Origin of the sequence: Bradyrhizobium sp. Rc2d, from assembly GCF_900099855.1 — a bacterium.
Taxonomy (GTDB): Bacteria; Pseudomonadota; Alphaproteobacteria; order Rhizobiales; family Xanthobacteraceae; genus Bradyrhizobium.
This window is the reverse complement of the sequence record NZ_FNCU01000004.1, coordinates 161688-174193: the sequence shown is the minus strand read 5'-3', so window position 1 is coordinate 174193 and position 12506 is coordinate 161688. Positions and strand designations below refer to the sequence as shown.

The window sequence follows — 12506 nt, the reverse complement described above, 5'->3', positions numbered from 1 at the left end:
GGGCGTCGAAGGAAAGGCGTTTGTTTCACGTGAAACAATGGGCCGCGCCGTTCGATGGGGGATAGGACGGCAAAGCCCGCCATGCTTCGATACCCAGGGTATTTCAGCATTGAGCGAGATCGACGCCCCGCCCGTCATTGCGAGCGCAGCGAAGCAATCCAGCATCTCTCTTGGGAGGGATACTGGATTGCTTCGTCGCAAGGGCTCCTCGCAATGACCTGATTGAGCGCCGGGTTTCGACTCACCGGCCGTCGCAGCTTTCGGGCCTAGTTGCAGCGAACAGGATCATGTCTGTTTCACGTGAAACAAACGCGCAGACACGTGTTTCACCTGAAACGTCAGGGGGCGCCGGTGTCCTGGTGCAAGAAATGGAACAAATGCTAGTCCTACAATGAAGAACTAGCACTATTTTCCGATACAGAATTTCTGGAAGATGGCCCCAAGGACGTCTTCGACATCCACCCGGCCCAGCAGCCGACCCAGGGCATAGGCGGCGGCCCGTAGTTCCTCGGCGGCGAGCTCCTCGCCCTCTTCTACAAGCTCCAAGCTTCGGCGCAAGCTGTCTGCCGCCTGGCGCAACAGGTCGCGTTGGCGCGCCCGGGTCACCAATGCGCCCTCGCTGCTCCCAAAGAATTCAGAGGCAAATGTCACGAGCGCGTCGACCAGCTGAGGGATGCCATCGCCGCGGCTCGCCGAGATCTCAAACTCGCCGCGCGGCCCAGCTTCACCCACCCCACCGAGATCGATCTTGTTGCGCACGATCCAGATCGAGCCACCGGTCCGATCGCCATCGCCAGCCTTCCACAGCGACCGCGTCGCGTCCGGATCGATGGCCTGCGATCCCTCCACCAGCCACAGTACGAGATCTGCGTCTTCGGCCCTGGCCCGTGCCCGGCGCACGCCCTCTTGCTCGACCGGGTCATCGGTCTCGCGAATGCCGGCGGTGTCGATCACCGTCACGGGGTAGCCGTCGAGATCGAGCTGCACCTCGATCACATCGCGTGTGGTGCCGGCGTGCGGCGAGACGATCGCGACCTCGCGGCGGGCGAGTTGATTCATCAGCGTCGACTTGCCGACATTCGGCTCGCCGGCGATCGCAACCACTAGGCCATCGCGCAGACGTTCAGCTTGTCCCTGTGCCGCAAGGACTTCCGCAATTTCACCATGCAGCGCTCGGATCGCCTTGATGGCCGGCGCCAGGAGTTCGGCAGGCACATCGCCCTCGTCCGAGAAATCGATGCCGGCTTCGATCAGGGCCGAAGCCTCGATGATGCGCTCGCGCCAGTCGCGTGCGCGATGGCCGAGCAGGCCCTGCAATTGGCGCAGCGCCTGACGGCGCTGGCGGTCGGTGTCGGCGTGGATGAGATCGTCGAGGCCCTCGGCCTCGGTGAGGTCGAGCTTGCCGTTCTCGAACGCGCGCCGCGTGAACTCGCCGGGCTCGGCCGCCCGCGTATTCGGTATATCAGAAATCGCTGCAAGAAGCGCCGAGAGCACCGCGCGTCCGCCATGAACGTGGAATTCGGCGACGTCCTCGCCGGTCGCACTAACCGGTCCCGGAAACCAGAGCACGACTGCGTCGTCGATCGGTTGGCCCACGCCGTTACGGAGCAATCGGCGGCTGGCCTGCCGCGGCGGCGGGAGCTTGCCCGCCAGCGTCGTCAACACCGCGCCAGCCTGCGGCCCGGAGACGCGCACCATCGCAATCGCGCTCGGCGGACGGCCGGACGACAGCGCAAAGATGGTCTGGTCTTGCGGATGCATGGCCTATTTGTCCGGCTGCGGGAGAAAAGGCAAATCCACCATTTTCGAACGCCAGGTGGCCTAGTTTTGCTGCGCCAAGTCCCGCAGCAAAGGCTTATATTGCAATGCAACATGATGCAGCAATTTTGCTGCAGCATCCAGCCGCCCAAGCCCAGCAGGCTCAAGCGAATTCAAGTCTTATCGCATTATATATCAACAGCTTAATGAAAATCAGGAATCGAGCGATAAGCAGCCTGTCATGCTGCACGTTGGCCGCAGCAAAGCTGCATAATGAAAAAGGGCGCCCGAAGGCGCCCTCCACTTTTCGCTGCACTGCACTCAGGTGTTCATCGAGTCGAAGAACTCCGAATTGCTCTTGGTCGAGCGCAGCTTGTCGAGCAGGAAGTCGATCGCGTCCATGGTGCCCATCGGGTTGAGGATGCGGCGGAGCACGTACATCTTCTTGAGCACCTGAGGATCGGTAATGAGCTCCTCCTTGCGGGTGCCGGAGCGTGAGATGTCGATCGCCGGGAAGGTGCGCTTGTCCGAGACCTTGCGGTCCAGGATCAGCTCCGAGTTACCGGTGCCCTTGAACTCTTCGAAGATGACTTCGTCCATGCGGCTGCCGGTATCGACCAGCGCGGTCGCGATGATGGTCAGCGAGCCGCCCTCCTCGATGTTACGGGCGGCACCAAAGAAGCGCTTCGGGCGCTGCAGCGCGTTGGCGTCGACACCGCCGGTCAGCACCTTGCCGGATGACGGCACCACGGTGTTGTAGGCGCGGCCCAGGCGGGTAATCGAATCGAGCAGGATCACGACGTCGCGGCCATGCTCGACCAGGCGCTTGGCCTTCTCGATCACCATCTCGGCGACCTGGACGTGGCGCACCGCCGGCTCGTCGAAGGTCGAGGACACCACCTCGCCCTTCACCGAACGCTGCATGTCCGTGACTTCTTCCGGACGCTCGTCGATCAGGAGCACGATCAGATAGCAGTCCGGGTGATTCGCGGTGATCGAGTGCGCGATGTTCTGCATCAGCACGGTTTTACCGGTGCGCGGCGGCGCGACGATCAGCGCGCGCTGGCCCTTGCCGATGGGCGCGACGATGTCGATCACGCGTGCAGAGAGATCCTTGCGCGTGGGATCGTCGATCTCCATGCGGAAGCGCTGATTCGGAAACAGCGGCGTGAGGTTATCGAAATTGACCTTGTGCTTGGCCTTTTCCGGGTCCTCGAAATTGAGCGTGTTGACCTTCAGCAACGCGAAATAGCGCTCGCCCTCTTTCGGGCTGCGAATATGGCCCTCGATGGTGTCGCCGGTGCGCAAGCCAAAACGGCGGATCTGCGAGGGCGAAACATAGATGTCGTCAGGGCCTGGCAAGTAATTCGCATCGGGCGAGCGAAGAAAGCCGAAGCCGTCGGAGAGCACCTCGACAACGCCCTCACCGACGATGTCGGTTTCCTGAATCGAGAGCTGCTTGAGGATGGCGAACAGCAGCTCCTGCTTGCGCAGGGTGCTGGCGTTCTCGACCCCTTTCTCTTCCGCGAACGAGACGAGCTCGGCCGGGGTTTTCGACTTGAGGTCCTGGAGTTTAATTTCCCGCATTGGGGTGGTCCTGTGGGGTAACCTTGGAAGGGGGTGCGAGGTGGCTCTGAAATGCGGACGCGAGCAGGTGCAGGTAAGGTCCGCAGGTCTGGCAAGGTGAGTGCCGGTGAGGCTTCAAACCTGATGCGGTGTCCGGCCTCTGGAAAGCTCGGACACAACCACATCCGCCTGCGTTGGGTGGGATATCGATAATATAGAAAATCGCTTCCTGCTCCGCAAGCCGAAGCGCTGAGCGATTCGTCGCGCGCCTTGCCTAGAACGGCTTCACGATCACCATGATCACGATGAAAATCATCAGGACGGTCGGCACCTCATTGATAATTCGATAGAATTTCTGGGTCCGCGGGCGCCGGTCGGCGGCGAAATCCTTCAGCCAGCGGGAAAAAAAGCCGTGGACCGCGGACATTGCCAGGACCAGTGCCAGTTTTACGTGCAACCAGCCGGAGCTGAACCAATGGCCGGACCAGGCGAGATAGAGCCCGGCGAGCCAGGTGACCATCATGGCAGGATTGATGATCGCCTTGAGCAGCCGGCGCTCCATGACCTTGAACGTTTCCGACTGCTTCGATCCGATTTCGGCCTCGGAGTGATAGACGAACAGCCGCGGCAGATAGAGCATGCCCGCCATCCAGGAGATGACGGCGATCACGTGCAGCGCCTTGATCCACTCATACATGCCGGCAGCCTCCCATTCTTGTTTTCGACCCGCTTTGCCGACGCGAACCGGGATCCATTCTGCTCGAAACCGCATTCTGCTCACCGAACAGTGGATGGAAGGTGTCCGGTAAGAATTCATTCATAGATTTGGGCGCACACACATATCCGCGTGCTCGGCTCTTCTAAACCTAAAAATTTTAGAATCTTAAGGTTTGAGTCTTTGTGACCGTGGATTGGACTCACGCAATTCGGTCCGCCGCTTCACGCGCGCTTGTACACATCCATCAACATATCCTGTGCCGATCTGGGCCGTCGAAATAAGTGACCCGAGCTCAGGGGCTTGCGCCCGCTTGTCGGCAGCTTATCAAGAGGGTTGTCCGCGCAATCCTGTTTGCGCTCCGGACGGCCGGCAAACTTGTTCTGACAGGCAGCGGTGTGAAGAAAATTGGCCGTTGTCCCGTCCCTGGTGTCGCACATCCCTTTCCGAGAGGTTAAGCTCCACAGAAATCCACAAACTGCCCCACCAAAATTCAAAGAGTTTTTGTGCCGACCTCGAACAACTATTTCCATCTGCACCTGGTCTCCGACTCCACGGGCGAGACGCTCATCACCGTGGCGCGCGCGGTCGCGGCTCAATATGCCAACGTGACGCCGGTCGAGCATGTCTATCCGCTGGTGCGCAGCCAGAAGCAGCTCGATCGCGTGCTCGACGAGATCGAGGAGGCGCCGGGAATCGTGCTGTTCACACTGCTGGAGAAGGATCTGGTCTTCAGGCTCGAGAACAAGTGCAAGGAGATCAACGTTCCGAGCCTGTCCATCATCGGCCCGGTGATGCAGCTGTTTGAAGCGTATCTCGGCGCTGCGACCACGGGTCGCGTCGGCGCCCAGCACGTGCTCAATGCGGAATATTTCAAGCGCATCGATGCGCTGAACTACACCATGATCCACGACGACGGCCAGCATGTCGAAGGTCTCGACGAGGCCGACGTGGTGCTGGTGGGTGTGTCCCGCACCTCGAAGACGCCGACGTCGATCTATCTCGCCAATCGCGGCATCCGCACCGCCAACGTGCCGCTGGTTCCGGGCATTCCGGTGCCCTCGCAATTGGAAACGCTGACGCGGCCGCTGGTCGTCAGCCTGCATGCGACGCCGGAACGCCTGATCCAGATCCGTCAGAATCGCCTACTCTCTATGGGAGCCGAGTCTGGCAGCGACACCTACACCGACAAGCAATCGGTCACCGAGGAGGTTGCGTTCGCACGCAAGCTCAGCGCCAAGCATGATTGGCCGCTGCTCGATGTCACAAGACGCTCGATCGAGGAAACCGCCGCGGCGATCATGAAGCTCTACACCGATCGCCAGCGCAACCGGCCCTCGGAATAGTTTTCGCGATGGGTCTGTGGCGCGGCACATCTCCGTTGATCCTGGCCTCGCAAAGCAGCGCGCGGAAAATGCTGCTGGCGAATGCTGGCTTCGAATTCGAGAGCGTGACGGCTGACATCGACGAGCGCGGCCTTCAGACTGCGTCGAAACTTTCAAACCCGCGCGAAATTGCTCTGCTGCTGGCCTGTGAAAAGGCGAAGGCCGTCTCGGCTCTTCATCCGGGCAGCTACGTCATCGGCGCCGACCAGACCCTGGCTCTCGGCGAGCGCCTCTTTAACAAGCCCGCCGGTCGTCCCGAGGCGATGGCGCAGTTGCGTGATCTGGCCGGCAACAGCCACGAGCTGAATTCAGCGGTGGCGGTGGCGCATGACGGAAAGATTGTTTTCGAGGATGTTTCGGTAGCCCGCATGACCATGCGGCAAATGACCGAGGCCCAGCTTTCAGCCTATCTCGATGCCGCCGGTGACGCCGTCACGACCAGTGTCGGCGCTTATCAGCTCGAAGGGTTGGGTATCCATCTGTTCGAGCGCATCGAGGGCGACCATTTCACCATTCTCGGCCTGCCGCTGCTGCCGCTGCTTGCGTTCCTGCGCCGCGAGCGGCTAGTTGCGGTGTGAACGACAGACATGGCTGGGCGCTGATGCGGATCCTCGGACTGACCGGCTCGATCGGGATGGGCAAATCCACCACCGCGAAATTGTTCGCGGAGGCCGGTGTTCCCGTCTACGACGCCGATGCCGCTGTTCATCACCTGTATGAGGGCGAAGCGGCTCCCGCGATCGAGGCTGCCTTCCCCGGCACCACCATCAACGGCAAGGTCGATCGGTCCAAACTGTCCGCGCGCGTCGTGCACGATCCCGCCGCGATCAAGGAGCTCGAGCAGATCGTCCATCCAATGCTGGGCGAGTCCCGCAAAAGGTTCTTCGCCGAGGCCGAAGCGGCCCACGTTCCCGTCGTGGTCCTGGACATTCCCCTCCTGTTCGAAACCGGCGGCGAGAAACGGGTCGACGCCGTGGTCGTGGTCTCGACCTCGCCGGAACTTCAGCGCGAGCGGGTGCTGGCGCGCGGCACGATGGACGAGGCGAAGCTCGACGCCATCATCGCCAAGCAGATGCCCGACGCCGAAAAGCGCAAGCGCGCCGATTTCGTGGTGGATACCTCACACGGACTTGAGCCGGTGCGGGCGCAAATCAAGCACATCCTGGCCGAGGTCGTTAAGATGCCGCAGCGGCGAGCTTGATTCGCCGAATTTTGCACGGCCATCCCAATCATGCGCGAAATCGTTCTCGATACCGAAACCACCGGCCTCGATCCGCTCCGCGGCGATCGCCTGGTCGAAATCGGCTGTGTCGAGATCTTCAACCGCATGCCGACCGGACAGACCTTCCACCGCTACATGAATCCTGAAAGGGACATGCCGGCAGAGGCCTTCGCAGTGCACGGGCTGTCGGCCGAATTCCTGTCGACCAAGCCGCTGTTCCACGAGGTCGTCGACGAGTTTCTGGAATTCATCGGCGATGCGCCGCTGGTGATCCACAACGCCTCGTTCGACATCAGCTTCATCAATGCCGAGCTCGATCGGATCAAGCGCGCGGCGATCCCGCGCGAGCGGCTGGTCGATACGCTGCTGCTGGCGCGGCGCAAGCATCCCGGCGTGTCGAACCGGCTCGACGATCTCTGCTCGCGGTATGCGATCGACAATTCACACCGCACCAAGCACGGCGCGTTGCTCGACGCCGAGCTTCTGGCCGAAGTCTATGTCGATCTGGTCGGGGCGCGGCAGTCGCAGCTGCTGCTGGCCTCGGACACCGAGGAGATTCGCGTCAGTGCGACCGGCGAAGCGCCGCGGCGACAGCGCCTGGTGCCGCTTGCGCCGCGGGTTTCCGATGCCGAACGCGAGGCCCACCGGGCCTTCATCGCAACGTTTGGCGACAAGGCGATCTGGAACGAGTACCTGCCCGCTCCAGCTGCCGTGGCGGCCGGTTAGGCCTGACCGGCTTGGCCCTGAGCGGCCATTTGCCGCTCCATGTTCTGACGATAGAGACCGACGAAGTCGACCGGATCCAGCATCAGCGGCGGGAACCCGCCGTCGCGGACGGCGGTCGCGATGATCTCGCGCGCGAACGGGAACAGCAGGCGCGGGCACTCGATCATGACCAGCGGATGCAGATTCTCCTTCGGCACATTGGCGATCCGGAACACGCCGGCATAGGCGAGCTCGAACGAGAACATCACCTTGCTCGCCGCCTCGGCCTTGCCCTCGACCGACAACGTCACCTCGAACTCCTGTTCGCTGAGGTTGTTGGCGCTGACGTTGATCTGGATGTTGATCTGGGGCGGCTGGCTCTGCTGCTGGAGCGAGCTCGGCGCGTTCGGATTTTCGAACGAGAGGTCCTTGGTATATTGCGCCAGCACGTTGAGCTGGGGAGCCTGGGCCGCCTCGGGAGGGGTGCCGTTACCGTTGGTCATGAAAGTCTCTCCTTACCCGATTTGGGCTGAATTTCGCGGCGGTTGGCTAACATAGGGCTGCCTCATTCCACAAGGACGAACGACCCCGGGTGAGATATCGGAGCCGCGCCCGCAACTGTGCGGTTCACCCCGGTCTTTTGCGCGAAATTGCGCCCTAAACGATTGAAGAAGCGCGATTTCCGGGCAGGATCGGGTTTCCCCTTAAGCATAAAACGCGCTACACTCAGCGCTGTGCCAAAAGGCGCCATTGGCCGGGCAAGATTTCGTGCCTACATCCCAGGGACCAGACGCGCGGACCTAAAATGGTGATGTAGACTTGCCGTTTCCGTATGGAACGGTCTACTGGCCGGATTGATTTTCCCGGCGACGACCTCAAATCGAAGACCCAAAGCAAAGACCAGAAAGCGAATACGACGTGGACATCTACACTATCATTTTCCTGGCGCTGGCGGTCTTTATCTTTCTGCGGCTGCGCAGCGTGCTGGGACAGCGCACCGGCAACGAACGGCCGCCGTTCGACCGCAATGCGCTCCAGGGTGCCCAGGACAAGAACGTCGTGACCATGCCGGGCAAGGTGATCGACCAGGCCCCGCTGGCGCCGACGGCCGAGCCGGCCCCGCCCGTCGACCGCTGGAAGGGCCTAGCCGAGCCGGGCACCCCGCTCGCGCAGGGTCTCGACGCCATCGTCGACAAGGATTCCACTTTCGACCCGCGCCATTTCATCTCGGGTGCCCGCGGCGCCTATGAGATGATTGTGCTCGCCTTTGCCAATGGCGACCGTCGCGCGCTGCGCGACCTGCTGTCGTCGGAGGTCTATGAGAGCTTCGATGCCGCGATCAAGGAGCGCGAAAAGAACGAGCAGAAGACCGAGACGCGTTTTGTCTCGATCGACAAGGCTGAGCTCGTCGGCGCCGAGCTGCGCGACCGCACCGCCCAGCTCACCGTACGCTTCGTCTCGCAGATGATCTCGGCCACCCGCGACAAGGCCGGCAACATCGTCGACGGCAGCGCCGACACGGTCGCCGACATCACCGACATCTGGACTTTCGCCCGCGACACCTCCTCTCGCGATCCGAACTGGAAGCTGGTTGGCACCGGAAGCGCGAATTAAGATCTTCTTGAAGAACAGCGCGACGGCGCTTTGCGCAGGTGTCGTCGTGCTGTCGTCGTTTTCGCTCGGCGCTGAGGCGGCGCGGCGTCACTACCGCAGCCACCACCATCATCCCCCGACATTGCCTGCCGCCCCGCCGCGGGCCTTGCCCTATCCGCAACTTCCCCTGCCGTTCGAGATTTCCGGCGCGCAATATCTTCCGCTGGCGTGGGCGGACGTGAAGGGTTGGAGCGAGGACAATCATCTTGCCGCCTACAAGACCTTCCGTGCGAGCTGCCGGTCGATCAACGCGCAGACCGGCGTATCCGAGCCGAAGGCCGAATCCAAAGCCGAATCCAAAGCACTTGGCGCCTCGCTGAGCGAGCCCTGCCGGGCCGCCAAATCGCTCGCGCTCACCGACGACGCCAAAGCCAAAACCTTCTTCGAGGACAATTTTTCGCCCTTGCGCATCTCGCGCCTCGGCGAGCCCGACGGCTTCGTCACCGGCTATTACGAGCCCGTGCTGGAGGGATCGCGGACGCAGACCGACGTCTACAACGTTCCAGTCTATCGCCGCCCCTCCAACCTGTTCGTGCGCGGCTACAAGCAGGACTCGGTCAGCCTGCCCAACAAGGGTCCGGTCTATCGCAAGATCGGCCGCCGCAAGCTGGTGCCCTATTATGACCGCGGCGAGATCGAGGACGGCAAGATCGCCGGCCGCGGGCTGGAGATCGCTTGGCTCAAGGACCCCACCGATCTCTTGTTCGCGCAGATCCAGGGCTCGGCGCGGATCAAGTTCGACGACGGCGGCACGGTCCGGCTCAATTACGACGCCTATAACGGCTATCCCTACACGGCGGTCGGCCGCATCCTGATCGAGCGCGGCATCATTCCGAAGGAAGAGATGTCGATGCAGAAGATCAGGGAATGGATGACGCAGAATCCTGAGGGCGCCAAGGAGCTGCGCCGCCAGAACCGCGCCTACATCTTCTTCCGCGAGGTCAATTTGTCCGACAAGGAGGAGGCGGTCGGCGCGCAGGGCATTCCGCTGACGGCCGGCCGCTCGATCGCGGTCGACAAGTCGCTGCACGTCTACGGCACGCCATTCTTCATCGAGGGCGAACTGCCGATCGATTCCGAACGCGCCAAGACACCGTTCCACCGGCTGATGATCGCGCAGGACACCGGCTCGGCCATCATCGGACCTGCCCGCGCCGATCTTTATTTCGGCGCGGGCGCCGACGCCGGCCGCGTCTCCGGGCGGCTCCGCCATCCCATGCATTTCGTGATGCTGGTGCCGAAGAGCCTCGATCCCAGCGTGCGCGGCACGCGGTTGCCGGTGCCGGACCCGCGTCCCTCGGAAAAGATCGCAAAGCTGTTTCCGCAGACCGACCCGGCGAAGGATCCGAAGAACGCGGCGGCGTCGGCGCAAGCTGCTGAATCAACCAAGGCTGGCGCGCCCTCGCCTGCCGTGCCACAAGCCAAGGACGCCACCGTTGCGGTGGCAAGCCCGGTGCCGCTGCCGGAGCCGCGTCCCAACATCAAGCCCGACCGCGAACAGCGCAAGCGCGCGAATCGTCGTTCCCACCCGCAGCAATGAAGCGACCGTCCCGTCCGCCCGTGCTGGAGCCGCGTCCCTCGCCGCGCCGCCGTGCGCTGAGCGAGGAGGAGCGCGCACTGTGGGACAATGTTGCGAAACAGGTCAAGCCGCTGAGGAAGTCTCGCGTGGCGAAGGCGCCGGCCGCGCCGCGCGGTGAGCCAGCACCGACGCTCCCGTCCGCACGACCCGCGCCGCCCGCAAGGCCGGTCGCCGCTGCGCCGGTGCCGCGCGTCGCAAAACCGTCCGTCCCGCCATTGGCGCCGATCGGCAAGCGCGAGCGCGCAAAGCTATCGCGTGGGCGCAGCGAGATCGAAGCGCGGCTCGACCTGCATGGCATGACCCAGACGCGCGCCCATCGTGCGTTGACCGGCTTTCTGCACCGCGCCCAGCACGACGGCCTGACTTTCGTTCTGGTCATCACCGGCAAGGGCCGCAGCGGCGGCGAAAGCGGCGTGCTGCGCCGCCAGGTTCCGGAATGGCTCAGCCTGCCGGAATTCCGCGCCTTCGTCGTCGGCTTCGAGGAGGCCCATATCGGCCATGGCGGCGAAGGTGCGCTGTATGTGCGGATTCGGCGGGCGAGGGTCTAGAGCGGCCGGACAATTGCGAGCGCGGACTTCTCTTGCCTCTCCCGCTTGCGGGAGAGGCCGACGCGCGAAAGCGCGGCGGGTGAGGGCTCTCTCATCTTGGGCAATCTCTTTGTGGAGACACCCTCACCCCAGCCCTCTCCCGCAAGCGGGAGAGGGAGCGCACTGCCTAAAACGGCCGGATGATTCCAACGCGCGGGATCAGCGTGATGATCAGGCCGAAGGTGTTCGTCTTCCGATCCTCGGCCGGAATCGGCGACGTCTCGCGCGCGGCAGGAAGCATCTTCACCGCATGCAGGATCAGGAACATGCAGACCGCCCAGTTCGAGATCCAGCGCGAATAGTCGAACACCATCGCGAACATCACGAGATAGGCGAGGCTGATGCCGATCACTGCCGCGAGGACGAGGCGCCGGTGCATATCCTTCGCGAGCGCGTCGATCAGGCTCGCAAGATAACGCCACAGCGGCGTGTGCAGCCAGATCAGTAGCGCAAACACGGGCACGCCGAGAATGTTGTGCGGCAGCCGGCCCCAGGTGTCGGCAACCTCCTTCGCCAGCGGCTGATACCAGATGTAGCTGAATTGCAGCAGATCGGTGCGGGATGGATCGGCCATCCGGCTCTTGAGATACGCGACGAAATCCGCTTCCGGGATCGGCATCGTTCCCAGAAACTGCGCCGCGAAGAACAGCGCGGAGACGATGGCAAAAGCGGCGACACCGAACGTAATGTTGGTGCGATTGCAGCCACAAGCCAGGTAATGCCTGATCACGACGATGGTGATGATCGTCGGCACATACATCAGGAGATGGATGTGATGGATCAACACGAGCACGATCGAGAACAACGCAGCCGTCGCCACGAAGAGCAGCGAGCCCGCCGGCATCAGCAAGAGGACGATCGCCAGCGCGCAGCCATAGATGTCGAAATGGCCGAGCGTATGCATGAAGTTCTTGAGGAAGAACGGCGAGCCCGCGGTGAAGACGAACAGCGGCAGCGTCTTCGCGGTGAAGCCGAACGTCTTCTGGAACAGCCTTGCGTACAGCCCCAGCGTCGCCAGCCACGTCACGCCGCCGAGCGCGAACACCAGCCATACCGGCACCTTCGGCGTGAACAGCGCGACGATCGCCCCGATCAGCGCGCGCTTGATGAAGCCGAAATGGTAGTCGACGAGGAGGTGGATATAGGGGACGTAAGGCGGCAGCTGGATCTTGTGGACGAAGACACCGACGAGGACGGCGGCGTTGATCGCGAGCAGCAGGCGCCAGGGGTTTTGCCAGAGGCTAGCGGGCATTTGGTACTTGCCGCGCATAAAACTCCGCCGTCGTCCCGGACAAGCGAGCATAGCGAGCGCTGATCCGGGACCCATAACCACAGA

At 62.6% G+C, this 12506-nt stretch carries 12 protein-coding genes; 7 read left to right on the top strand and 5 right to left on the bottom strand.

The genetic code is table 11. The features are described 5' to 3' along the window. Positions 1 to 405 precede the first annotated feature (405 nt). The 3 genes from mnmE to hemJ form a co-directional block, all read right to left on the bottom strand. A complete protein-coding gene (mnmE, locus tag BLV07_RS08665) occupies positions 406 to 1761 on the bottom strand; it encodes a tRNA uridine-5-carboxymethylaminomethyl(34) synthesis GTPase MnmE (RefSeq protein ID WP_091882613.1) in 1356 nt (451 codons plus the stop codon). Positions 1762 to 2079: 318 nt separating this feature from the next. Then, complete coding sequence (gene rho / locus BLV07_RS08660; RefSeq protein ID WP_091882608.1) at positions 2080 to 3345, bottom strand: transcription termination factor Rho; 1266 nt, start codon at positions 3343 to 3345, stop codon at positions 2080 to 2082. Positions 3346 to 3598: 253 nt separating this feature from the next. Beyond that, a complete protein-coding gene (hemJ, locus tag BLV07_RS08655; protein WP_091882604.1) occupies positions 3599 to 4021 on the bottom strand; it encodes a protoporphyrinogen oxidase HemJ in 423 nt (140 codons plus the stop codon). 524 nt (positions 4022 to 4545) lie between these two features. Here hemJ and BLV07_RS08645 point away from each other — a divergent pair. The 4 genes from BLV07_RS08645 to dnaQ are packed head-to-tail and all read left to right on the top strand — an operon-like array spanning position 4546 to position 7372. After that, on the top strand, positions 4546 to 5385 hold the full coding sequence (locus BLV07_RS08645; RefSeq protein WP_091882598.1) for a pyruvate, water dikinase regulatory protein: 840 nt from the start codon (positions 4546 to 4548) through the stop codon (positions 5383 to 5385). An 8-nt stretch (positions 5386 to 5393) separates the two neighbouring features. Then, complete coding sequence (locus tag BLV07_RS08640; RefSeq protein ID WP_091882595.1) at positions 5394 to 6002, top strand: Maf family protein; 609 nt, start codon at positions 5394 to 5396, stop codon at positions 6000 to 6002. A gap of 23 nt (positions 6003 to 6025) precedes the next feature. Beyond that, positions 6026 to 6625 (top strand): dephospho-CoA kinase, encoded by a 600-nt coding sequence (gene coaE, locus BLV07_RS08635; RefSeq protein ID WP_091883042.1) that lies wholly within the window; start codon positions 6026 to 6028, stop codon positions 6623 to 6625. Positions 6626 to 6655: 30 nt separating this feature from the next. Then, the gene (dnaQ, locus tag BLV07_RS08630) at positions 6656 to 7372 is read left to right on the top strand and encodes a DNA polymerase III subunit epsilon (protein WP_091882592.1); all 717 of its coding nucleotides are present in this window, start codon (positions 6656 to 6658) and stop codon (positions 7370 to 7372) included. Here dnaQ and secB read toward each other — a convergent pair. Next, positions 7369 to 7854: a protein-export chaperone SecB gene (gene secB / locus BLV07_RS08625; protein WP_091882589.1), complete on the bottom strand. Its 486-nt coding sequence runs from the start codon at positions 7852 to 7854 to the stop codon at positions 7369 to 7371. The genes dnaQ and secB overlap by 4 nt on opposite strands. Before the next feature lie 415 nt (positions 7855 to 8269). Here secB and BLV07_RS08620 point away from each other — a divergent pair, with 415 nt between their 5' ends. The 3 genes from BLV07_RS08620 to BLV07_RS08610 are packed head-to-tail and all read left to right on the top strand — an operon-like array spanning position 8270 to position 11131. Next, positions 8270 to 8965 carry a Tim44/TimA family putative adaptor protein gene (locus BLV07_RS08620; RefSeq protein WP_091882587.1) on the top strand — a complete coding sequence of 232 codons (696 nt, stop codon included), beginning with the start codon at positions 8270 to 8272 and terminating at the stop codon, positions 8963 to 8965. Next, positions 8943 to 10544, top strand: a complete 1602-nt coding sequence (mltA, locus tag BLV07_RS08615; protein WP_176945417.1) for a murein transglycosylase A — start codon at positions 8943 to 8945, stop codon at positions 10542 to 10544. Before BLV07_RS08620 ends, mltA begins: the two co-directional genes overlap by 23 nt. After that, complete coding sequence (locus BLV07_RS08610; RefSeq protein ID WP_091882584.1) at positions 10541 to 11131, top strand: Smr/MutS family protein; 591 nt, start codon at positions 10541 to 10543, stop codon at positions 11129 to 11131. The genes mltA and BLV07_RS08610 overlap by 4 nt, the downstream gene beginning before the upstream one ends. 166 nt (positions 11132 to 11297) lie before the next feature. Here the strand turns inward: BLV07_RS08610 and BLV07_RS08605 are convergent, their stop codons facing one another. Next, positions 11298 to 12422 (bottom strand): hypothetical protein, encoded by a 1125-nt coding sequence (locus BLV07_RS08605; protein WP_091883036.1) that lies wholly within the window; start codon positions 12420 to 12422, stop codon positions 11298 to 11300. Positions 12423 to 12506 lie beyond the last annotated feature (84 nt).

What these genes read in the sequence shown, in the direction of transcription:
- mnmE (WP_091882613.1), bottom strand. Translation starts at nt 1,761, where the DNA reads ATGCATCCGCAAGACCAGACCATCTTTGCGCTGTCGTCCGGCCGTCCG.
- rho (WP_091882608.1), bottom strand. Translation starts at nt 3,345, where the DNA reads ATGCGGGAAATTAAACTCCAGGACCTCAAGTCGAAAACCCCGGCCGAG.
- hemJ (WP_091882604.1), bottom strand. Translation starts at nt 4,021, where the DNA reads ATGTATGAGTGGATCAAGGCGCTGCACGTGATCGCCGTCATCTCCTGG.
- BLV07_RS08640 (WP_091882595.1), top strand. Translation starts at nt 5,394, where the DNA reads ATGGGTCTGTGGCGCGGCACATCTCCGTTGATCCTGGCCTCGCAAAGC.
- coaE (WP_091883042.1), top strand. Translation starts at nt 6,026, where the DNA reads ATGCGGATCCTCGGACTGACCGGCTCGATCGGGATGGGCAAATCCACC.
- dnaQ (WP_091882592.1), top strand. Translation starts at nt 6,656, where the DNA reads ATGCGCGAAATCGTTCTCGATACCGAAACCACCGGCCTCGATCCGCTC.
- secB (WP_091882589.1), bottom strand. Translation starts at nt 7,854, where the DNA reads ATGACCAACGGTAACGGCACCCCTCCCGAGGCGGCCCAGGCTCCCCAG.
- BLV07_RS08610 (WP_091882584.1), top strand. Translation starts at nt 10,541, where the DNA reads ATGAAGCGACCGTCCCGTCCGCCCGTGCTGGAGCCGCGTCCCTCGCCG.
- BLV07_RS08605 (WP_091883036.1), bottom strand. Translation starts at nt 12,422, where the DNA reads ATGCCCGCTAGCCTCTGGCAAAACCCCTGGCGCCTGCTGCTCGCGATC.